The organism is Micromonospora sp. NPDC047644 (assembly GCF_040704315.1).
Lineage (GTDB): Bacteria > Actinomycetota > Actinomycetes > Mycobacteriales > Micromonosporaceae > Micromonospora.
Map to the genome: position 1 here is coordinate 218350 of NZ_JBEYSY010000011.1, position 21422 is coordinate 239771.

Consider the following 21422-nt stretch of genomic DNA (forward strand, 5'->3'; position numbering starts at 1 on the left):
TGCACAAACCTCCGGTTCGGTGGAAATTGCGCTGGATGGGTCGTGTTACTGTCAATACTATTTGAGTAGGGATTCGGCACAGATTGTCTTCAGCGTCAGCCGCGACGGCTAGCTAAGGGTACGAGGGCAATTCTGGACGATGCGGACCATGACATCGAACGTTGGTGCGGTCGCCCAGTCGGGTCGCAATTTAGTCACCTTGTTCCAGCCCCAGGATTGGTATGCCGCCTGGGCGGCATCATTATCGGGACGGACCAAGAGCGTGGTTCGCGGCTCAGCCCTGCCCGCGACCAGTTCGTCATGCAGTGCCGTCGCAATGCCCTCACGTCGCCAGCCGGGGTGTACCAGCAGCTCACTGATGGCGAAGGTGCGACTCCCATCCTCCTCGGTAAACCCAGGCGGCACCGGCTCATGGATGCCTTCCCACCACCGTGTCTGCTGGGGCAGAGGAAATCCGTAGATGTAGCCGACCAAAGCCGCGTTGATAGTTGCGGTGACCAGCTCCCACCCAGCTCGCTGCATGTGGAGGTCGAGCTGGCGCCGGTAGCGGTCCTCGCTGTAGAACTCGCCGCAACCCGCGTAGACCTCCAGGTAGAGGTCAACGAGCTGATCGAGGATCTCCTCAGCCTCGTCAGCGCTGTAATGGCGAAGCTGTAAGCCCTCGATCACAGGTTCACCGCCTGGTCGTAGGTGTCAACGAACTGACGGGTCGTCGTGGTCGCTTGCCGTGGCGCCGCCAGCTTTCTGCGCACCTGCGAAAGATGCTGACTTACCCGCTTCGAGTTGATCTGACGCACGGCAGGTAGGACGTCCAGAGCGATGCGCGCCGCTTCGTTGACGTCGCCCTGCTGGTACGTCGCCTCCGACAGCCGCACCGTGTAGTAGACCTGGTTGCGTCGATGACCAGGCGAGGGATTGGCAGTGATCGCGCGCAACGACTGAACAGCGCGCCCAGGTCTGTCGAGGGCAAGGTAGGAGAGCCCTTCGATCCCGTTCAGCTCCTGGGCGTTCACGAAGTGCACGAAACTCTGGTCATCCTCGTGGGGGCCGCGGTCCAACTCATGCCGGGCCTTCGTCATCTCGCGGCTGAACCCACTGGCATCCGCGAGGACGGCGTAGGCATGTGCTCTCCGTAGGCGCAGGAGGGTGGTGAGTCGAGGTGTGGCCCAGCCGGCGGAGATCCGTAGGGCTGCTTCGGCGCAGTGCAGCGACTCGCCGGGCTGACTCTCGCGGATCAGCAGGGACAGGTGTGTGAGGGCGCGAACCTCCGCCTGTGGGTCGTCGGCGATTCGGGCGCGGGTGATCGCCTCATGCAGGTGCGGCCGCGCCTCAGATCGGCGATCCGCGTCGATGGCGAGCCAGGCGGCCTCGATGGACAGATCAGCCAGGGCGCTTTGCAGCGCGTCACCGACCTCACGGCTGTAGCTAGCCCGCGCTGCCCAGGCCGACAGCCTGGTGTGTGCCTGCATGGCGACGTCGCAGAGCAGGTCGGCCCCGACGGCCGCGTCAACCCGTCGGAGATCGTCGACCAGGGAACTGGCGAGCCGCACCTGCTCCATTCCGATGCTTCCGGGCGCCTCCGCAGATGGCCCGGGGAGCAGGTATGTGTGACCGCCTGCGGCGAGTCCCGCGAGTGCGGCCAGGACGTTGAAGCGTCGACGGTCCGTGACGCCACCCCCTTGGCTTGGTGCCTGCTCCACGTTAGCCGCCACGGCTGTCAGAGCGCCCTGATCGACGACCTGATCCTCGCCATCTGCACCACTTGTTTCGCCACGCATACGACTCGCATCGGTCCAGCAGTGCTGGCCGGGTAGGCGGAACCAGAGGCAGAACGCGGGTATCCCGAGAAGCTGAGCCCAGTGCGCCAGTCGGTCCAGGTGCACCAGCGGCGGGCCGTTCTCTACCCGACTCAACTGTGCCTGCGTGATCCCCAGCCATCCCGCCACCACGGACTGCGGCAGGGCGACCCGCCCGTGGTACGGATGGCACCGGTACGCCCGGACGACCCGCCCCAGATGCCGCTCGGCCAACGCGAGTCGCACCGGCTCGTGCTCCCAGAAGCTCGCCGGCACCTTCGGTGGCGCGCTCAACCGGTCCCGCTCGGCGGCCTGGCACGGCGTGCACCGTCCGCTGTCGTTGTCCCGGGCCAGCCGTCCGCCGCATCGAGGGCAGTTCGCGTGGGTCACCGGCGGCTCCGTCCGTCTCGCCTCATCGAGCCTGTCCATTGAACACGCTGCGTCGAGCATTGGTATACGCCCGACGCATATCGTCGAGGACCGCCGGACAGGCGAACTCAGGACGGGCGCGCCGCCCGCAGCGCGTCGATGACCGCGCCCCAGCGCCCCGGCCCGTTCATCGGGTCCAGCGGCTTTCCGTCGACCACGACCACGCCGGCGGCACGCAGCACCTCCAGGTGACCTGCGTACGCCGGATGCGCGGCCAACTCCGCCTTGGTGTGCGGAAACGCGATGATCGGCAGCCCCGCCCCCAGCGACTCGTTGAGGACGCCGAGCGCCAGGGTGTCGTTGATGCCCAGCGCCCACTTCGTCACCGTGTTGAACGTGACCGGGGCGGCCACCACCACATCGGCGGGCGGGTGCGGCTCGGGGTCGCCGGGCATCCGCCACTCCACGCGTACCAGATAGCCGGTCTTGTCTTGTAACGCCGCCCGGTCGAGCCACGGCGCGGCGGTGGGGCTGACGATCATGCAGACCCGCCACCCGTCGGCGATCAGGAGGTCGACCAGCTCGTCGATGTGTTCCGCCGGTCCCGCGGCGCAGACGACCAGATACAGCACCGGGCGTTCCGTCATGCCCGCAGTCTGCCCGATTCGACAGTTGCGGCGTGCAGCGCATACCGATCAGGTATGTCATCAACGATCACCGTGACATGCCGTTGTGCCTGGTCAGCCGCGACAGTCGACGCATGGCCCGGGGCGGGTGCTCGGCATCGGAGTTGCGCCGGCCCTCAACGGCGCAGCGCCTCCCGCCCCGGTGCCAGCCAACGAGTCGACTTGGAGCCGGCATGCCCACCGTGAACGACGACGACCGGCCGGCTCGGGTGGGTCTGGCCGCCGCCTGGGAGTCGGTCGACGTGCGGGCCGCCGCGGACTTCTGGTGCACTGTCGAAGACCGCCGAGCTGGGCTGCTCCCGCAGCGCGACGCGCCGCTGTTCTTCACCGCGCTGGGCCGCTTCCTGGTCGACGGCGACGACCCGGCGGGTCGGGCGGCGCTGCTCCGGGTGCTCGGCCGCGCGTACCGTCACTTCGACCTGCTCCCGCACGCCACCACCATCGGCGACGCGTTGCTCGCCACCGTCGCCCGCTACGCGCGCCCACTGTGGACGCCGCAGCTCACCGTCACCGCCGAGCGCGCCCTGTACCGCGCCACGCACGCCATCCGCCGCGCCGCCGCCCAGGCCGGCGACGGCCGGGCCTGGTGGCACGTCGAGGTCATCGGCCATGACCGGCCGTCGCCCGACATCGCCATCCTGACGGTACGTCCCTGGCGGCGACTGCCCTTCCAGCCAGGTCAGGCCGTGCCGGTCTGCACGCCGCGCCTGCCGGGGCACTGGCGCTGGCTCTCCCCGGCCAACGCCCCACGCGCGGACGGCACCGTCGAGCTGCACGTCCGCGCGGTACCCGCCGGCACCGTCTCCCACCGCCTGGTCCATCGGGTACGCCCCGGCGAGCTGCTCTGGCTCGGCCCACCCGTCGACACCGGGCTGAGCCTCGACCCGGCGAGCACGAACGATCTGCTGCTCGTCGCCGGTGGCACCGGGCTGGCGCCGCTGCGCGCCCTGGTCGAACAGGTCGCCGCCGCACCGGACGGCCGGCGGGTGACGCTGGTCGTCGGCGCACGCACGTTCATCGACCTGTACGACCCGATCGCCCTCGACACGTTGCAGTGCGCCCACGACTGGCTGACCATCGTGCCGGCCCTCTCCGACGACCCCTGCGCCGCGCCGGCCGAGCGGGGTGACGCCCTGACCATCGCCCTCGACCATCACCAGCCCGGCCAGGACATCTACGTCTGCGGCCCACCCGCGATGCTGGCCGCCGCGCGGTCACGGCTGCGCGCCCTCGGCGTCCCCTCCGCGCGCATCCACCTGCCCGAGGGCTTCCCCTGCTGATGGTGTGCCGGTGGCGGTCACCGCGCCGGTTCGGTGGCAAGCCGCGGCTCAGCGCCCAGGGCGCCCGAGGTTCGGGGGTGATGTGGCGAGGAGCGTGATGTCTGTGAGTCATCACGATGACTGACAGACATCACGCTCGTCAGGACAAGGCCACCCGGACCCGGGGCACGCGGGTCGGCGAGCGTATGGTCGGGTGGGGTCAGGAGTAGGTGTCGCCGAACTCGCGTACCCCGTCGACGTCCAGCGTGATCCGGTCGTTCGAGGTCCACTGGCCGGTGGCGGCGAGCCAGCTCGGGTCGTCGCGCTCGTCGATGGTGCTCCAACTGTGCCGGTGGTGCCGGAGCTGGATCGGCCCGGTCGACTGGCCCGGCGCGAGCGTGCCGTCGGTGAAGGTCAGCTCCACCCAGCCGGGGACGGGAGTGCCCGGCGGGGGATAAGGCGGCGCCGGCGTCGACAGCACGGACGGCCCACCCGGGGGTACGAAGAACTGCACCGTCTGCTGGATCCGGTCACAACCCAGCGCCGCCCAGTCGCAGTTGGGCACCAGCGAGGTGTTGCCGCCCTCGAAGCGCAGGTGGTAGCGCACCTGCACGGTGCTCAGGTCGAGCGGCCCGGTGCCGGTGTTGGTGACCTTCAGGAGGTGCTGGATCTGGTTGTTCGTCGGTGACCAGTCGAGGTTGAGGTAGCTGACCGTCGCGCGTCCGCTGGCGGTCCGCACGGTGATGGCGGGCGAGGTGTCCGAGTAGCCGCCGAGCGCGCGGGCGGCGATCGCGATCCGGTACGTCGTGCCGGGTGCCAGGTCGGTCAGAGTGATCGTGGTGTCCATGGTGGCGCCGAGGAAGCGGTACGTGTTCGGCCCCAGCGGCACCTGCACCTCATAGTTGATCGGCTGCCCCGTGCCGGGTTCGACCCAGGCCGAGGGTGACCAGCTCAGCGTGAGCTGATGCGGTGCGTTGGCGACCACGGTCGGGGCGCCGGGGGTGCTGATCGCCGGCCCGTCGGCACGGGCGGCATTGACGGCGAGCAGGCTCGCCAACGCGGCGAGGGCGATGGTGGCGGTGACGCGGCGAGCAGGCATGGCCGAATGGTATGCACGAGCATCGATGTCAGGGCATCGTCCGTCAGTCCAATGCTGCCAAGAGCGATTCCAGTCCGTTACGCGACGTAGTCGGTTTGGAGATAATGCCTGGTCAGGGGGCTACCTAGCGTCAACCCGTCATCACGAACGGCCTCGACGTCGGCGTCGCACCTGCCGCCCCGTCCGGCCTCAGACGGGAGAGAACTATGCGTACTCAGAACACCGGCCGGCGGTTCGGCGCTCGGGCGTCCGTACTCGTGCTCGGTCTTGTCGCGACCGGAGCGGTGCTCGCCCCGGCGAGCCCGGCCGCCGCCGCGGTCCCCGGCCTGGTGCGGATCGCCGCCACCAGCGTCAGCAGCTCGGCCGACTACCACAGCGTTACGGCGACCTGCCCGGCCGGCAAGGTGCTGACCGGCACCGGCTACGAACTCAACGGCGTCACCGGTGAAGGCGTCGTCGACGACCTGCGCCCCAACGGTGGCCCGGCCACCGCCCCGACCGCCGTGACCGTCGGCGCCTACGAGACCGAGGCGTTCGCGGGGAACTGGTCGGTGACGGCGTACGCGATCTGCGCCAACCCGGTGCCCGGCCTGGTCCGGGTCACCACGGCCGGCGTCAGCAGCTCGGCGGACTACCGCAGCGTCACGGCGACCTGCCCGGACGGCAAGGTGCTGACCGGCACCGGCTACGAACTCAACGGCGTCACCGGTGAGGGTGTCGTCGACGACTTCCGCCCCAACGGGGGCGTGGCCACCGCCCCGACCGCGGTCACCGTCGGCGCGTACGAGTCGGACGCCACCGCCCTGAACTGGTCCGCCACCGCGTACGCGATCTGCGCCAACCCCCTCGCGGGCCTGGTGCGCGCCTCCACCGTGGGGGTCAGCAACTCCCTCGACTTCCGCAGCGTCACGGCGACCTGCCCGGTCGGCAAGGTGCTGACCGGCGCCGGCTACGAGCTGAACGGGGTGACCGGCGAGGGCATCGTGGACGACTTCCGCCCCAACGGCGGTCCCGCGACCGCCCCGACGTCCGCCGCTTCCGGCGCGTACGAGGAGGACGCCTTCGCCGGCAACTGGTCCGACACGGCGTACGCCATCTGCGCCCTGCCGTAACGCCGCTTCGCGGTGGCCGTCCCGGAACAGGGGCGGCCACCGCCCGGACGCCCGGCTATCGGGTGGCGCGGAGGCGGGTGTCGAGGGCGTCGAGGTCGGGGACGAACCAGATCTGCCCGCCCTGGTTCGACTCGTGCACCAGCGCGCGCAACGCTGAACTCTCCGCGAGCTGCGCCGAGATGTCACCGACGACGGCCAGCCGCAGCCGGTAGTTGACGAACTTCTGCATCACGTCGCCGGCGAAACGGGTGCCCAGCGAGAAGAAGCGTTCGTCGAGTCGGTCGGCCGGCACGGCGACCACCTGGGCGCCGAGGAACGCCGCGCCGATCAGGTCCAGCGCGTCCTGCTCGGTGGCCACCGGCGGGCCGTCGGGGTCGCAGACCAGCACGGGCACTCCGGCGCGTTCCTGGATCTCGTCAGGCATCGTGGACCTCCCGGTCGAGCAGGCCGTTGCCGGCGTTGAGTACGGCGTCGAGCAGGTGCAGCAACTCGGCGGTGGCGGCCGGGTCACCCAGGATGATGATCTTCATGCGGTGGCGTTGCTCGTCGTACACGGTCTGCACCCGCAGTGGGCTGGCCTGGTCGTGGCCGGTGTTGGCGCTGGTGAGCACGAGCGTGCCGAGCCGGTCCGCGGCGGCCCTGTCGACACCGTCGACACCGACGATGCTCGACACCTCCGCCTGCCTGGCGACGCCGGGCGTGGTCTGGCCGGTGAGCGCGTCGAGGTCGCCGGCGGTGATCCGGTACTGCTTACCGATCCGCACCGCGCGCAACCGGCCCGAGCGGATGTAGCCGCGCACGGTGCGCACATGCAGGTTGAGCCGGTCGGCCACCTGCTCGACTGAGTACACTTCTTCCGTCATCGCTCCCTACGCTACCCCAATAGGGAAGTATAAGGAGTGATGGGGTCGACTAGTTTGCGGCATCAGCTCCAAAGGCTCCGAACCCCACCCGAGCCGGCCAAGCCCGCGAGGCGTTCCGCCGGTTAACCCCCTCGCCCTGTCGGAGGAGTCCAGTACCGTCTGGGAACCATGGACGCGCTCGGCGACGCCATCATCGGGCGGGATCACCCCGCGGGTCTGCTGCGCGCCGAGGTGGATCGCGCCACCACCAGCCACGGCGGTCTCGCCCTGGTCACCGGCGAGCCGGGCATCGGCAAGACGACCCTCGTCACGTCGGCGGCCCGGGAGGCACGCCAGCGGGGCGCGCTGGTGCTCGGTGCCGCCTGCTGGGACTCCGACAGCGCCCCCGGCTACTGGCCGTGGGTGCAGGTGCTGCGCGCTCTGCGGCGCTCCGCCGACGACTGGGCGGTGGCACGGCAGTCAGCCGAGCCGGCCCTCGCAGCCCTGCTCGGTCAGTCCGGTGCCGACGGCGAGCAGGCCGCCTGCCTCGTCGGTTGGGCGGACGTCCCCCCGGGCCCGGACGCCGCCGACCAGGAGGCGTTCGCCCTCTACGACGCGGTGACCGCCGCCCTGGTCGCCGTCTCCCAGCACCGGCCGGTGGTGGTCGTCCTCGACGACCTGCACTGGGCCGACCCGGCCTCACTGCGGTTGCTGAGCTTCGCCGCCCAGCACACCTGGTTCGAGCGACTCCTGCTGATCGGCACCTACCGCGACGCCGAGGTCGAGTCGGGCGAGCACCCCCTTCGCCCGCTGCTGATGCCGCTGGTGGCGAAGGCCACCACCATCACCCTCACCGGTTTCAGCCGCGACGAGGTGGCCGCACTGATGACCCGGACCGCCGGCCGGGAGCCCGAGGCCAGCCTCGTCGACGAGGTGCACCGGCGTACCGGTGGCAACCCGTTCTTCGTCGAACAGACCGCGCGGCTGTGGCACGCCGACGACGCGGTCGGCACCATCGCACCCGGCGTACGGGAGGCGGTGCGCCGCCGCCTCGCCCAACTGCCCGCCGCCGTGATGGAGGCGCTGACCGTCGCCGCCGTACTGGGTCGCGAGTTCCACCGTCAGGTCCTCGCGGCCTGCGCGGCCGCACCCGCGGCGCAGGTCGACCGGCTGCTCGACCGGGCGGTGACCGCCCGCCTGGTGGTCGCCCGGGGCGGTGGCCGTTTCGCCTTCGCCCACGACCTGGTCCGCGAAACCCTCTACGACGGGCTGACCGACGACGACCGGCGGGCCCGGCACGGCGCGGTCGTCCGGGCGGTCGACGACCTGCGGGAGCTGACCGACCGGCTGGTCCCCGCCGACCTCGCCCGCCACGCCTACCTCGCCGGCCCCGCGCTCGACCGGGCCCGGGTGGCCACGCTGCTGCTGGCCGCCGGCCGGGCCGCGTTCGCCCGGCTGGCGGGAGACGAGGCGGCACTGCACTTCCGAAGAGCCCTCGAAGTGGTCGAGGACCCAACCCAACGGGTGCGGATCCTCGTCGAGTTCGCCGAGTCGCACTACCACCACACCGAGCGGGAAGAGGTCACGAGGCTGCTGGCCGAGGCCGCCGAGCTGGCCCGGTCACTCGACGACCCGGTGCTGCTGGCCCGGGTCGCGCTCATCGTCAACCGCGCCCGGCAGGTGGACACCGCCCAGTCGACCGAAGCGGCCGAGCTGGTCCGCGAGGCGTACCGCCGGTTGATCAGCGAACCGGACGCGACCGCGCCGGTCGGCGCCCTGGTCGCCGACCTGATCACCGCCAGCGAGACGATCGCCCGTCGGGGGCAGGACGACGAGGCGCTCACCTTCAGCCTCTGGGCCCGCCACGACACGACCTGGGGGCTCGGCACCGCCGCGACCCGAGCCGCGCTCACCGCCGAGATCCGGGACGTGGCCCGGCGGACCGGCGACCGGGAAACTGAGCTGTGGGCCACCTCGCTGCGCTGGGTGGCGCTGCTGGAGCTGGGTGATCCGCGCTTCGTCGAGGAGTTCGTCTCCTTCGTGGACGCCGAACGGGAGGGCGACTTCGCCCGGCACCGGATGGCGGCGGCGGTCGACAGCGGGATCATCGCGGCGTTCCGGGGCGACTTCGCCACCGCCGACGAGCGGTTCACCCTCCTCACCGAACAGGCCGACCCGAGCTACGCCGAGTTCGGTTTCATGGGCCATCACCTGCGCTGGTCCCGGCTACTGCTCCAGGGCCGGGTCGCCGAGGCCGCCGCGCTCGTGGAGGGGCTCGCCCCGACCGACTACCCGTACCGGGAGCTGCTGAGAGCGATCACCGCCGCGGAGCGCGGCGACGGCGAGGCGGTGATCCGGTTGACCGCCGGCATCGAGGCCACCGCCACCCGGTACCCGCGCCCGGTGTCACCGCTCTGGCTCCGACTCCGCGCTCAGGCCGCCGCCGCGTCCGCCGACCCGCAGCGCTGCGATGCCGCGCGGGCCGCGCTCACTCCCCACCGTGGGGAGTGGTTGGTGGGGCTCTTCGGCTGCGACATCAGCGGCCCCGTCGACCACTGGCTGGCGCTGATCGACGCCGCCCAGCAACGCTGGGACGACGCCATCGCCGGGTTCACCACCGCCCGGGACTCCGCCGACCGGATGGGCTCCCGAACCTGGTCGCTGCTGGCCCGCACCGGCCTCGCGAACGCCCTCGCCGGCCGGGGGCACCCCGGCGACTCGACGACGTCTGCCGCGGTGCGCGCCGTCGCCATCCAGGAGGCGACCGCCCTCGGCATGACGCAGGTGCTCCACCGGCTCGCCGCCCCGACAGCCCTCCACACCGACCGCCCGGACCGGGCCCTCGCGGCAGGTCGAGCCGCCGGGTCAGATCAGGCCGTCTCGCTGGGTCAGGTTGCCGGGTGGGGCCGGGCCCTCGGGTCGGGTCAGGTTGTCGCGCCCGCTCGCGCCGCGCCGGGCGGGGCCGGGTTCAAGGGGTACGAGTTTCGGCGCGACGGGCAGGTCTGGCAACTGGCGTACGACAGTGTCGTGACGCACCTGCCCGACGCCAAGGGCCTGCACGACCTGCACCTGCTGCTCAGCCGGCCCGGTAGTGACGTGCCGGCCGTCGAACTGCTCGACCCGGCGGCCGGGCCGGAGCTGGTGGCCGCCCGGCGAATGGGCGCCGATCCGGTCCTCGACGACGAGGCGAAGGCGCGCTACCGGCGGCACCTCGCCCGTCTCGACGAGGAGATCGACCGGGCCGCCGCCCGCGACGACGACCGGAAGGTGTCCAAGCTGGACGCCGAGCGGGTCGCGTTGCTCGACGAGCTGCGTGCCGCGGCGGGCCTCGCCGGCCGGAGCCGTCGCCTGGGCGACGAGGCCGAGCGGGCGCGCAAGACGGTGACGGCGCGAATCCGCGACACGCTCCGCAAGCTCGACGACCGGCACCCGACCCTGGCGAGTCACCTACGCGAAACAGTCTCCACCGGCACCACCTGCCGCTACCAGCCCCCCAACCCACTGCCCTGGCAGCTCTAACCCCACCCCCCCGACCCACCCCCACCCCAGCCCTCCGCGATCTTGCACTTTCGGTTGCCGGTTCAGGGGGATTCATCACCCTTGTCGGGACAGAAAGTGCAAGATCGCGGGGGTGGGGGTGGGGTGGGGGTGGGGTGGGGTGGGTTAGCGGCGGTTGTATTTGTACATGGTCAGGGTGCCGAAGATCAGGACGAAGCCGGCGCTCCACAGCAGCAGCCACATCGTCGCCGACGGGTCCGGATCGCCGCTCATCGCTCCCCGGATCGCGGCCACCAGCTGCGTCACCGGGTTGACCTTCACGAACGCCTGGAGCCAGCCGGGCATGGTGCTCGGCTCGACGAAGACGTTGCTCAGGAACGTCAGCGGGAACAGCACCATCATGCTGACCCCCATCACCGACTTCTCGCTGCGCAGGATCAGCCCGAAGAACGTCCAGACCCAGGAGAACGCGAACGAGAAGACCACCAGCAGCCCGATCCCGGAGACAGCACCGACCACCCCGCCCTCGGGGCGGAACCCGAGCACCAGCCCGAGACCCAGGATCACCACGGCGGCGAGGATGTAGCGCAGCACGTCGCCGAAGATCATGCCGACCAGGGCGGCCGGACGCCAGATGGGCAGCGTCCGGAACCTGTCGAAGATGCCCTTCTCGATGTCGGTGTTGAGGCCGACGCCGGTGTACATCGTGATCATGACGACGCTGGTCACCATGATGCCGGGCAGGAAGAACTGCAGGTAGTCACGCGGGCTGCCGGCGAGGGCGCCACCGAACAGGTACGTGAACATCAGCACCATGATGATCGGGAACGCGGTCACGTCGAAGAGCTGCTCCGGCACGTGCTTGATCTTCAGCATGGCCCGCCAGCCGAAGGTGAGCGACGCGCTCAGCGCGCTCGGCCGGGGCGGTCGGGCACCGGGCGCGAGCACGGTGGCCAGCGCCTCGGCGGACGGCACGTAGACGGTCGGCGCCCGTTCGGTGGTGGTGGTTGTCGTGGTGTCGCTCATCGGGCTGCCTCCAGCTCGTCGTCGCGCTCGTCGGTCGGCACGGCGGGATGGTCGGTCAGGGCCAGGAAGACCTCGTCCAGGCTCGGCTGGCCGAGGGAGAAGTTGTCGACCACGATGCCGGCGCGGGCCAGGTCCCCGAGCACTCGGGCGGCCTGGGCGCTGGCGTCGAGGTCGGTGCCGGCCTCGCCGACGCGCGCGGTCAACGCCACCGGGTCGGCGGCGAGCTGCACCGGCACGTCGAGCGCCTCCCGGAGCACCCGCTCCGCCTCGGGGCGCTGGCCAGGGTCGCGTAGTCGCAGGTGGACGGTGCCGGAGCCGATCGACGACTTCAGCTCACCCGGGGTGCCCTCCGCGATCACCCGGCCGTTGTCGACGACAGCGATCCGCCCGGCGAGCTGGTCGGCCTCGTCGAGGTACTGGGTGGTCAGCAGCACCGTCGTGCCGTGCGACACCACCGCCCGGACGATCTCCCACACCTGGTTGCGGCTGCGCGGGTCGAGGCCGGTCGTCGGCTCGTCGAGGAAGAGCAGATCCGGGGTGTTGAGGATGCTGGCGGCGATGTCGATGCGTCGCCGCATCCCGCCCGAGTACTTCTTGACCTGGCGGTCGCTCGCATCGGTCAGACCGAACGCGGCCAGCAGCGCCGCGGCGCGGTCCCGAGCGGCCGGCTTGGGCAGGCCGAGCAGGCGAGCCAGGAGCACCAGGTTCTCCGTGCCGGTCAGGTCCTCGTCGACGGAGGCGTACTGGCCGGTGAGGCTGACCCGGGAACGAACCTTGTCGGCCTCGGTGACCACGTTGTGCCCGAAGACCCGGGCCGTGCCGCCGTCGGGCCGCAGCAGGGTGGCGAGCACCCGGACCGCCGTGGTCTTGCCCGCGCCGTTCGGGCCGAGCAGACCGTAGACGGTGCCGGCGGGCACCTGGAGGTCGATGCCGGCCAGCGCCCGGGTGTTCCCGAACGAGCGGGTGAGCCCCTCTGCCTCGATGGCCAGACCGGTGGTGCGTCTACTCATGATCCTTACCTTTCGTGTCGGACGTGTTCAGGAGACGTAGGGTCGAGCCGCCCGGCCGTCGCGCAGTGCCAGACCCCACCAGCGAAGCTGGTCGAGCAGGACGCCGACATCGCGCCGCAGCTCGTCGGTGCACCGCGCGGTCGGCTCGCCGGCCAGCAGGTCGATCCCGACGACGTCGCGCACCGTCATCGCGTGCAGTGCGGTGAAGACGGTACGTAACTGGTCGACCGCGTGCAGGCCGGTCGACCGACAGCCGTACGACACGAAGCCGACCGCTTTGGCCTGCCACTCGTCGTACGCGTAGTCGATGGCTTGTTTCAAGGGTGCCGGGAAGCTGTGGTTGTACTCGGGGGTGACCACGACGAACGCGTCCGCCCGGCCCACCTCGCCGACGAACGCCCGGATGGACGCGGTCGGCTCGGCGGGGTAGGTGGCCGGGAAGTCGTACTCGGTCAGGTCAACGACCGTGACCGTGAGGTCGTCGTGCCGCGCGGCCTGCTCGACGAACCAGCGCGCCAGCCGGTCGCCGACCCGCCCCTCCCGGGTGCTGCCGACGATCACGGCGATCCGCAACGCTGCCATGGCCCACCCCCCTTCCACAGTGAAGGCGCGAGGTGACGACAGACGCCCGCTAGATCAGATCTAGCGGGCGCGGTTCGGAGGCGAAATGTCGGTGGGATCGGCTTGACTGGGGGTCGACGAACGGGAGCGCAATGGCACAGGTACGCATCGAGCCGTGGCACGAGGACGACCTCGACCTGCTGCGGCAGCTCAACTCACCGGACACCCGCAAGCACACCGGCGGCCCCGAGACCGACGAGCAGGTGCTCGCCCGGCACGACAGGTACGTGAACTTCTCGGGCACCGAGCAGGGCTGCATGTTCACGCTGGTGCTGGCGGACGGGGTGCGGGCGGGCAGCGTCGGCTACTGGGCCCGCGAGTGGCGCGACCAGCCGGTGTACGAGCTGGGTTGGGCGGTGCTGCCCGCGTACCGGGGGCAGGGGCTGGCCACGGCGGCGGTGCGCGCGGTGGTGGACGTGGCCCGCGCCCGACGGGACCGGCGCTACGCCCACGCCTATCCCTCGGTCGACAATCCCGCCTCGAACGCGGTGTGCCGCAAGGCCGGCTTCACGCTGCTCGGCGAGACCGGTTTCGAATACCCGCCGGGGCGGATGATGCGGGTCAACGACTGGCAGCTCGACCTGACCGCCCCACCGACAGCAAGCTGAGGTCGGCGGGGCGGCCGGCGACCGGTCACCAGGTGGTGTCGAGTCGGTGCCGCTGCTCGGCGGTCAGCTCCAGGTCGACCGCTGCCAGGCTCTCCTCCAGTTGCGCCACCGACGAGGCGCCGACCAGCGGGATGGACGGCAGCTCGCCGCCCAGCAACCAGGCGAGCACCACCTGGTTCACAGTGGCGCCGCTCTGCCCCGCCACCTCCCGCAGCGCGGCCAGCCGCCGGGGCGCGCTCGGTAGGTCGTACGCCGAGCTGAGCGGCTTGTCCGCCCGGGTGAACGCCCCCTTGAGCAGCGGTGAGTACGCCACCAGGGTCAGCTCCGGCTCGGCGCGCAGATAGCTGAGCAGGTCTCCGCTGACACCGCCCGGCTCGCCGTCCGGGTCCAGTTCGCTGATCAGGTCGGTGCGGTTGGGCAGGTAGCTGCGGTGGTACTGGAGCACCTCGTAGCCGGGCAGGCCGGCGGCGGCGGCCAACGCGCGTGCCCGCTCCACCCGCCAGGCCCGGTGGTTGCTGGCGCCCAGCAGACCCACTGTGCCCTCGCCGACCAGCTCGGCGAAGCCGTCCACCGTCTCCTGGAGCGGCACGTTCCGGTCTTCGATGTGCGCGTAGAGCAGGTCCAGTCGCTCCACCCCGAGCCGGTCCCGGCTGCGCTCCGCGGACTCGCGGATCACCTTGGCGGAGAGGCCCTCGGCGTTGTCCAGGTAGCTGGTCCCCGGGGCGAGCGGTCGGGCGCCCAGCTTCGTGGCGATGACGATCTCGGGGCCGACGCCCCGGCTGCGCCGCCACCGGCCGAGCAGCTCCTCACTCTGCCCGCCCTGCCCGCCGTCCACCCAGAACGCGTAGTTGTCGGACGTGTCGATGAAGGTGCCGCCGGCCTCGACGTACCGGTCGAGGATCGCGTACGAGGTGGCCTCGTCGGTGGCGCTGCCGAAAAGCATCGCGCCGAGGCTGAGCACGCTGACCTCGCGCCGGGTCGCCGGGTCGGCGCCGATCGTGCGGTACCGCATGGGGATCTCCTCTCGTGCGCCCTACCGGTGGGCGCACCGATCACCCTCCAACCTGGAGTGCGCTTCAGGTCAAGCGTTCGCCGTCACCAGGGCAGCACGCCGTATCCACCGCCGCCGTCCATCTGGAAGCCCCAGAGCAGCCCGCTCGGCCCGTCGGCCGGCAGGGTGGCCAGGTGGACGCTCACCTCGGCGCCCTGGTCGGCCGTGCGGAAGCCGCTGTGGCCGTTGAGGTCGGTGGCGCAGTAGCCCGGGTTCGCCGCGTTCACAGTGATCGGGGTGTCCCGCAGCTCCTTGGCGTACATCGCGGTGAGCATGTTCAGCGCCGCCTTCGACGACGGGTACGGCACGGAGGTCAGCTCGAACAGCGCGCCGGCCGGGTCGCTCATCAACGCGATCGAGCCGACCTCGCTCGACACGTTGACGATCCGGGCGGCCGGTGCCCGGCGCAGCAGCGGCAGCATCGCGTTCGTCACCGCCACCACCGCGAAGACGTTCGTCTCGTACAGCCGGCGCAGCGTCGCCACCGTCGTCTCGCTGGGCAGCCCTCGTGCGCCGTCGGCGAGGACGATGCCGGCGTTGTTGACCAGCACGTCCAGCCGGCCGTACTCCGCCTCCACCCGCTTCGCGGCGGCCGTCACCGACTCGGCGTCGGTGATGTCGAGCGACAGGAACACGGCGTCCGCGCCGCCGTCGCGCAGTTCCCGTTCGGCTGCCCGACCCCGCTCGGCGTCCCGGGCGCCCACCAGCACTGTCATGCCCCGGGCGGCGAGCTGCCGGGCGGTGGCGAAGCCGATTCCCTTGTTGGCCCCGGTGATCAGGGCGATCGTGTTCGTCATGACGATGAGCGTGGCCGCGCCGACGGCGTTCGGGGAGAGACGGGCCGAGGCTGGGATTGGTGGTACCACCCTGGTCGGCCCGGGTCGAGGCATGCTGGGGTCATGACGAGCAGCGGGCTGCGGCGTGACGAACTGGCGGCGTTCCTGCGTACCCGCCGCGCCCGGCTGCGCCCCGCCGAGGTCGGGCTCCCCGAGGGCGAACGTCGACGCACCCCGGGGCTGCGCCGACAGGAGGTCGCCCACCTCGCCGGCATGTCGATCGACTACTACATCCGGCTGGAGCAGGGCCGCGGGCCGCATCCGTCCCGGCAGGTGCTCGCGTCGATGGCCCGGGCGCTGATGTTGAGCCGGGACGAGCGCGAGTACCTGTTCCGGATCGCCGGGGAGAACCCGCCGCCCACCGTCGGTCCGAGCCGGGAGGTGACTGCGGGGCTACGGCACCTGCTCGACGCCATGACCGAGACCCCGGCGTACCTCGTCGACGCCGCGTACCACGTGCTGGCCTGGAACCGCATGGCCACGTACTTCCTGGGGGACCTCGCGGCGGTGCCGGACGCGGAGCGCAACATGATCCGCTGGACGTTCCGGCAGCCGGTCACCGAGGCGCACTGGACCGATGCCGACGCCCGCCGCTTCGTGCACAGCACGGTGGCGGACCTACGGGCTGCCTACGGCCGTTACCCCGCCGACCCGGCGATCCGTGATCTGGTCACCGAGCTGCTCGGCACCTCACCACGGTTCGCCCAGCTCTGGGCCGAGCACGAAGTGGGGGAGCGCCGTCCCGTGATCAAGCGGGTGCCGCATCCCCGCCTGGGATCGTTGGAGTTCGAGTGCCGCGTGTTGCTGGTGCAGGAGACCGAGCAGCGGCTGATCGTCTACGTCCCCGAGCCCGGCTCGCCGACCCAGGCGGTGTTCCGCCGGATCGCCGAGCGCGTCGGCCCCTGATTTTGCCGAGAAGCGCCACACCTCAGAGTCGTGACTGTGGCTCCGAGGTGTGGCGCTCACCGGACCATCAACCGCCGGGCGGCCGGCGGTTCGGGTCAGTTGGGCAGGTAGGCGAAGGTGTCCGGGTCCGGGCCCTGCCGGCCGGCCGCGCCCTTGTCCAGCGCGGTGATCCGCTCCATCGCCGCGTCGTCCAGCTCGAAGTCGAAGATCCGGGTGTTCTCCTCGATCCGCTTCGGGGTGGTCGACTTCGGGAAGATGATGTCGCCGCGCTGCACGTGCCAGCGGAGCACCACCTGGGCGGGGGTCCGGTCGAGTTGCCCGGCGATGTCGACCACCGTCGGGTCGTCGAGCACCTTGCCCTGCGCGATGGGCGACCACGCCTCGGTGAGGATGTTGTGCGCACGGCCGTAGGCGCGGACCTCGTCGTTGGTGAAGTACGGGTGCGCCTCGATCTGGTTGACCGCCGGCACGACGCTCGCCTCGTCGGCCAGCCGCTCCAGGTGCGACACCTGAAAGTTCGACACGCCGATCGAGCGGGCCCGGCCGTCGCGCTGGAACTCCTCCAGGACCTTCCAGGTCGAGACGTAGTCGCCGTCGTACAGGGTCGGCAGCGGCCAGTGGATCAGGAACAGGTCGATGTAGTCCATCTTCAGCGCCGCGAGGGTCGAGTCGAACGCCCGCCGGGCGTCGTCGGGGCGGTGGAAGGCGTTGTTCAGCTTGCTGGTCACGTAGACCGAGCCCCGGTCGAGGCCGGACGTCCGTACCGCCTCGCCGACCTCGGCCTCGTTGCCGTACATCTCAGCGGTGTCGATGTGCCGGTAGCCCACCTCCAGGGCGGTGGTCACCGCGGCGGCGGTGTCCTTCGGCTCGATCTGGAACACCCCGAAGCCGAGCTGCGGAATGGTGGTGCCGTCGTTCAGGCTGATGTCGGGAATCGTGAGTGCCACTGCAACTCCTTCGCGTCTTCGTTACCTGTCATCCATACCCGGGCAGGTGGACCAATCACCGCCCAACCAGAGGTGACGAACGCAACGGCGGGCCGGTTCACCCGGTCGTGTCGAACAGCACCGGCCACGGCCGTTCCGCCGGCACGGACGTCGCGGGCGGCGCGGGCACCGTGGGCTCGGCGTCGCCCAGCACCTCCGCGGCGAGTTGGCCGAACATCGCCGCCGCCGGGTGCGCCGACCGGTCCGGCCAGGCCGCCGACATGCGCCTGGCCAGCGGCGCGTCGGTGATCGGCCGCCAGGCCGTGCGGGGTTCCCGGCGGGCCACGGCCGCCGGTTCCACTGCCACCCCGCCGCCGGCCAGCACCAGCCCGCAGAGGAACTCCGGGTTGCGGGCCGGACGCACCCGCGCGGGACGCCAACCGTGCTGCCGGCACACCGCCAGCAGGTGGTCGTGCCAGCCGGGGGCGGTGGCGCGGGGAGCGGCCACCAGATCGAGACCTTCCAGCGACGCGAGCGTCACCTCGCGGCCGCGGGCCAGCGGCGAGGTGCGCGGCAGCAGCACCCCCAGGGGTACGTCGACAGGGGCGCCGAAGCGCAGCCCGTCCGCCGCCACCGGGTGGTGCACGAGCCCCACGTCCAGGGTCCGCTCGGCGAGCATCCGCACCTGCTCGGCGGTGGTCAGCTCGTGCAGTTCCACGTCCAGGCCGGGTGCCCGGGTGGCGAGCCCGTCCAGCAGCGAGCGCAACGTCACGGCGGGCGTCTCCGGGGGCACCCCGGCCCGGAGTACGCCCAGCTCACCGGCGCGGATCTGCCCCATCAGGCTGCGGAGTCGGCCCTCGCCGGCCAGCAGTTCCTCCGCCTCGCCGAGCAGCAGCTCACCGGCGGTGGTGAGGCGCACCTGGCGGCGGGACCTGTCGAACAGCTCGACGGTCAGCTCCCGTTCCAACCGCTGGATCGACTGGCTCAGCGGCGGCTGGGCCATCCCGAGCAGTTCAGCGGCCCGGCCGAAGTGCAGTTCGTGTGCGACCACCACGAAGTGCCGCAGGTGCCGGAGCAGATCCACGGCCGGGACCCTACGCCAACGCCACCGGGGCGGCGCTGGTTACCGTGCTGGCGTGGACGTGGAGGAACGCATCGGGGCCATCTTCGCCGCCGTCGGGGTGACGGCCAGCCTGCACGTGGTCGACCTGGACGCCGTCGACCTGGACGCCGTCGGGGGTGGCGGCCGTCGTGAGGTCGGGGTGCGGGCCGACGAGCAGGTGGTGATCGCCTCGATCTTCAAGATCCTGCTGGTGCTGGAGTTCGCCCGTCAGGTCGAGGCCGGTCAACTGGACCCGACCGAGCGGGTGCTGGTCACCGCCGCCGACCGGCTCGGTGGGTGGGGTCTGGCCGGCTGCGACGACGACGCCGAGGTGTCGCTGCGCGACCTCGCGTACTTCGCCATGTCGGTCACCGACAACACGGCTGCCGACCTGCTGCTGCGCCGGGTCGGCCCGGACCTGCTGCCGATGCTCGCCGTCGAGCTGGGGCTGACCCGTACCCGCGTCCGCGGCGGCCCTCGGGAACTGGTGGAGATGATGCTCGCCGACGTGGGCGCCCGGACCGAGGCGGAGTTCGCCCGGATCTTCCCCACGCTGCCGGCGGACCGGGTCCGGGCGATGCGGGTCTTCGACCCCGCGCACACCACGTCCAGCACCGCCCGGGAGATCACCCGGCTGCTCACGCTGATCTGGCGGGACGAGGCCGGGCCGGCGGCGGCCTGCGCGAAGGTCCGCACCTGGATGGCCCGGCAGATCTTCTGGACCCGGCTGGCCGCCGGTTTCCCGCCCGGCGTCCGGGTCTCCGGAAAGACCGGCACCCTGCCCGGGTTCCACCTGGAGGCCGGGGTCGCCGAATACCCCGACGGCGGCCGGTACTCCATCGCCGTCTTCGCCCGCGCCGAACAGTTGACCCCGCGCCGCATCGACGTGGACCTGGCGATGGGGGAGGCCGCCCGCACCGCCGTCGAGGCGCTGCGCGGCGACTGATTTCGTGCCCCTGTGAGCGTCGCCGCACCCCTGCCGAGCAGCACCGATATCCGTCGGCGTATCGCAGCCGACGGCCCTTGATCTTGGACTGCGGCCCGGTGCCGCTGATTGGCTCGTGGTCGACACGTCACCCGACCACGGGGAGTACATCCGCATGCCCAGTCTCGACCGCCGACGCTTCCTGCGCGACGCCGCCGCCACCACCGCCCTGGTCTCCGCCGGTGGCCTCGCCGCCGGCGTCGCCACCCCGGCCCAGGCCGCGCCCTCGACCGCCGCAGCCCCCGGGCCGACCGCTCGCCGCAAGGGCGCGGTCAGCTTCCGCTGGTGGGGCACCGCCGGCTGGCGCGTCGACATCGGCGACCGCACCGTTCTCGTCGACCCGTTCCTCAGCCGGATCGACACCGGGCTGTTCACCGGGGCGTTCAAGACCGACACCGCGTTGACGGTGCGCACCGACGTGATCGACCCGCGGGTCGACCGGGCCACCACGGTGCTCGTCACGCACACCCACTGGGACCACTTCATGGACGTGCCGTACATCGCCAAGCGCACCGGGGCGCGGGTGTTCGGCACGCTGACCGCGTACCACCTGGGGTTGGCCTACGAGGTCCCGTCGACGCAGCTCAGCACCGTGAAGGGTGGGGAGGTGCTGGACTTCGGCGACCACAGCGTCGAGGTGGTCGGCTCGCTGCACAGCCGCAACCCGTCGTACTCGGTGGCCTTTCCCGGGGTGCGGGTGAGCCCGCCGCCGCAGCCGGCCACCATCGCCGACCTGCCGGAGGGCGACACGCTGGGCTACCTGCTGCGGGTCGACGGCGGACCGTCGGTCTACTTCACCGGGGCCAGTGACGTCGCCGAGCGGAACCTCACCGGCCTCGCACCCGACGTGGCGATGGTGGCCATGCAGAACGCCACCACCACCGGCGACTACCTGCCCCGGCTGCTGGCCGGCCTCGACTACCCGAAGGTCGTGGTGCCGGTGCACTACGACAACTTCGAGACGGAGCTGCGGAACCCGCCGCCGGTCGCCCCGACCGACCGCACCCGGCTGAACGAGATGATCGCGGCGGTGCGCCGGATCTCGCCGCGCAGCCGGGTGCTGGTGCCCGAGTACGAGACCGCGTACCACTTCTGAGCAGCGTCGGTGGGGGTCGCCCGGCCGCGACCCCCACCCGCTCAGGAGGCGGCCAGCTCCGCCAGGGCCCGCACCGACTTCCAGTTGCGGGAGGTGGACACCACGCCGAGCTTCTTCTCCAGGTACGCGTTGGTGAACTTCGACCGCCCGTAACCGCCGTCGACGTAGTGCAGGAACACCTCACGGCCGGTCACCGTGAACGACACGTTCTCCCCGCCCGGCACGGCCAGGGCATCCACCGTGGACCTCTCCGGTGCGGTGGCGAGGAAGGCCACCAGCAGCCGCGTCGGGTCGTCCTCCCGGTCGGCGTACGGGTTGCCGCCGGCGATCGCCGCCAACTCCCGGGCGCTGCGCACCAGCACCGGAACCGTCAACGCCAGCTCGTCGGTCAGCGCCCGCGCGATGCCGGCGGCCAGCTTCTCCGCGTCGCGCACCGAGCTGCCGAAGACCACGTTGCCGCTCTGCAGGTACGTCCGGGCGTCCTCGTGCCCGAGGTCGGTGACGATCCGGCGCAGATCGGCCATCGCCAGCCGGGTGCTGCCGACGTTCACCCCGCGCAGCAGTGCGACGTAGCGGGTCATGGCTCCTCCTCGC

General features: G+C 71.4%; 21 protein-coding genes. 7 read left to right on the plus strand and 14 right to left on the minus strand.

The window, feature by feature from the left end:
* Positions 1-108: 108 nt before the first annotated feature.
* The 3 genes from AB0877_RS19975 to AB0877_RS19985 all read right to left on the minus strand — a co-directional run bounded on the left by AB0877_RS19975 (position 109) and on the right by AB0877_RS19985 (position 2812).
* Positions 109-669, minus strand: a complete 561-nt coding sequence (locus AB0877_RS19975) for a GNAT family N-acetyltransferase (RefSeq protein ID WP_366610525.1) — start codon at positions 667-669, stop codon at positions 109-111.
* Positions 666-2090, minus strand: coding sequence for a hypothetical protein (locus AB0877_RS19980; protein ID WP_366610527.1), 1425 nt, complete (start codon positions 2088-2090; stop codon positions 666-668). Before AB0877_RS19980 ends, AB0877_RS19975 begins: the two co-directional genes overlap by 4 nt.
* A 203-nt stretch (positions 2091-2293) precedes the next feature.
* Positions 2294-2812, minus strand: a complete 519-nt coding sequence (locus tag AB0877_RS19985; RefSeq protein WP_366610528.1) for a flavoprotein — start codon at positions 2810-2812, stop codon at positions 2294-2296.
* Between the two features lie 212 nt (positions 2813-3024).
* Between AB0877_RS19985 and AB0877_RS19990 the strand changes: the two genes are divergently transcribed.
* Complete coding sequence (locus AB0877_RS19990; RefSeq protein ID WP_366610530.1) at positions 3025-4131, plus strand: FAD-binding oxidoreductase; 1107 nt, start codon at positions 3025-3027, stop codon at positions 4129-4131.
* 199 nt (positions 4132-4330) lie between these two features.
* On the opposite strand, the gene AB0877_RS19995 is transcribed toward AB0877_RS19990, so the two are convergent.
* The gene (locus tag AB0877_RS19995) at positions 4331-5209 is read right to left on the minus strand and encodes a cellulose binding domain-containing protein (RefSeq protein ID WP_366610532.1); all 879 of its coding nucleotides are present in this window, start codon (positions 5207-5209) and stop codon (positions 4331-4333) included.
* A gap of 206 nt (positions 5210-5415) precedes the next feature.
* On the opposite strand from AB0877_RS19995, the gene AB0877_RS20000 reads away from it, so the two are divergent.
* Positions 5416-6321 carry a hypothetical protein gene (locus AB0877_RS20000; protein ID WP_366610534.1) on the plus strand — a complete coding sequence of 302 codons (906 nt, stop codon included), beginning with the start codon at positions 5416-5418 and terminating at the stop codon, positions 6319-6321.
* A 55-nt stretch (positions 6322-6376) separates the two neighbouring features.
* On the opposite strand, the gene AB0877_RS20005 is transcribed toward AB0877_RS20000, so the two are convergent.
* A complete protein-coding gene (locus AB0877_RS20005) occupies positions 6377-6745 on the minus strand; it encodes a DUF4180 domain-containing protein (RefSeq protein WP_366610536.1) in 369 nt (122 codons plus the stop codon).
* Complete coding sequence (locus tag AB0877_RS20010) at positions 6738-7184, minus strand: helix-turn-helix domain-containing protein (RefSeq protein WP_366610538.1); 447 nt, start codon at positions 7182-7184, stop codon at positions 6738-6740. Before AB0877_RS20010 ends, AB0877_RS20005 begins: the two co-directional genes overlap by 8 nt.
* A gap of 168 nt (positions 7185-7352) precedes the next feature.
* On the opposite strand from AB0877_RS20010, the gene AB0877_RS20015 reads away from it, so the two are divergent.
* Complete coding sequence (locus AB0877_RS20015; protein WP_366610540.1) at positions 7353-10682, plus strand: AAA family ATPase; 3330 nt, start codon at positions 7353-7355, stop codon at positions 10680-10682.
* Between the two features lie 144 nt (positions 10683-10826).
* On the opposite strand, the gene AB0877_RS20020 is transcribed toward AB0877_RS20015, so the two are convergent.
* The 3 genes from AB0877_RS20020 to AB0877_RS20030 are packed head-to-tail and all read right to left on the minus strand — an operon-like array spanning position 10827 to position 13279.
* Positions 10827-11687 carry an ABC transporter permease gene (locus AB0877_RS20020; RefSeq protein ID WP_366610542.1) on the minus strand — a complete coding sequence of 287 codons (861 nt, stop codon included), beginning with the start codon at positions 11685-11687 and terminating at the stop codon, positions 10827-10829.
* A complete protein-coding gene (locus AB0877_RS20025; protein WP_366610543.1) occupies positions 11684-12697 on the minus strand; it encodes an ATP-binding cassette domain-containing protein in 1014 nt (337 codons plus the stop codon). Before AB0877_RS20025 ends, AB0877_RS20020 begins: the two co-directional genes overlap by 4 nt.
* Before the next feature lie 27 nt (positions 12698-12724).
* Positions 12725-13279 carry an NAD(P)H-dependent oxidoreductase gene (locus tag AB0877_RS20030; protein ID WP_366610545.1) on the minus strand — a complete coding sequence of 185 codons (555 nt, stop codon included), beginning with the start codon at positions 13277-13279 and terminating at the stop codon, positions 12725-12727.
* Between the two features lie 131 nt (positions 13280-13410).
* Here AB0877_RS20030 and AB0877_RS20035 point away from each other — a divergent pair, with 131 nt between their 5' ends.
* A complete protein-coding gene (locus AB0877_RS20035; protein WP_366610547.1) occupies positions 13411-13926 on the plus strand; it encodes a GNAT family N-acetyltransferase in 516 nt (171 codons plus the stop codon).
* Positions 13927-13951: 25 nt separating this feature from the next.
* Here the strand turns inward: AB0877_RS20035 and AB0877_RS20040 are convergent, their stop codons facing one another.
* Positions 13952-14938, minus strand: coding sequence for an aldo/keto reductase (locus AB0877_RS20040; RefSeq protein WP_366610549.1), 987 nt, complete (start codon positions 14936-14938; stop codon positions 13952-13954).
* Positions 14939-15021: 83 nt separating this feature from the next.
* The gene (locus AB0877_RS20045; protein WP_366610551.1) at positions 15022-15774 is read right to left on the minus strand and encodes an SDR family oxidoreductase; all 753 of its coding nucleotides are present in this window, start codon (positions 15772-15774) and stop codon (positions 15022-15024) included.
* 102 nt (positions 15775-15876) lie between these two features.
* Between AB0877_RS20045 and AB0877_RS20050 the strand changes: the two genes are divergently transcribed.
* The gene (locus AB0877_RS20050; RefSeq protein WP_366610552.1) at positions 15877-16719 is read left to right on the plus strand and encodes a helix-turn-helix transcriptional regulator; all 843 of its coding nucleotides are present in this window, start codon (positions 15877-15879) and stop codon (positions 16717-16719) included.
* Positions 16720-16814: 95 nt separating this feature from the next.
* Here the strand turns inward: AB0877_RS20050 and AB0877_RS20055 are convergent, their stop codons facing one another.
* Positions 16815-17666, minus strand: coding sequence for an aldo/keto reductase (locus AB0877_RS20055; RefSeq protein WP_366610554.1), 852 nt, complete (start codon positions 17664-17666; stop codon positions 16815-16817).
* 97 nt (positions 17667-17763) lie between these two features.
* Complete coding sequence (locus AB0877_RS20060; protein ID WP_366610555.1) at positions 17764-18729, minus strand: LysR family transcriptional regulator; 966 nt, start codon at positions 18727-18729, stop codon at positions 17764-17766.
* A 52-nt stretch (positions 18730-18781) separates the two neighbouring features.
* Between AB0877_RS20060 and AB0877_RS20065 the strand changes: the two genes are divergently transcribed.
* Both AB0877_RS20065 and AB0877_RS20070 read left to right on the plus strand, forming a co-directional pair.
* Positions 18782-19693, plus strand: coding sequence for a serine hydrolase (locus AB0877_RS20065; protein WP_366610556.1), 912 nt, complete (start codon positions 18782-18784; stop codon positions 19691-19693).
* 154 nt (positions 19694-19847) lie between these two features.
* Complete coding sequence (locus AB0877_RS20070; protein WP_366610557.1) at positions 19848-20828, plus strand: MBL fold metallo-hydrolase; 981 nt, start codon at positions 19848-19850, stop codon at positions 20826-20828.
* A gap of 41 nt (positions 20829-20869) precedes the next feature.
* Here the strand turns inward: AB0877_RS20070 and AB0877_RS20075 are convergent, their stop codons facing one another.
* Entirely contained in the window at positions 20870-21409 is a 540-nt protein-coding gene (locus tag AB0877_RS20075) for a DUF1697 domain-containing protein (RefSeq protein ID WP_366610559.1), read from the minus strand.
* Positions 21410-21422: the final 13 nt, after the last annotated feature.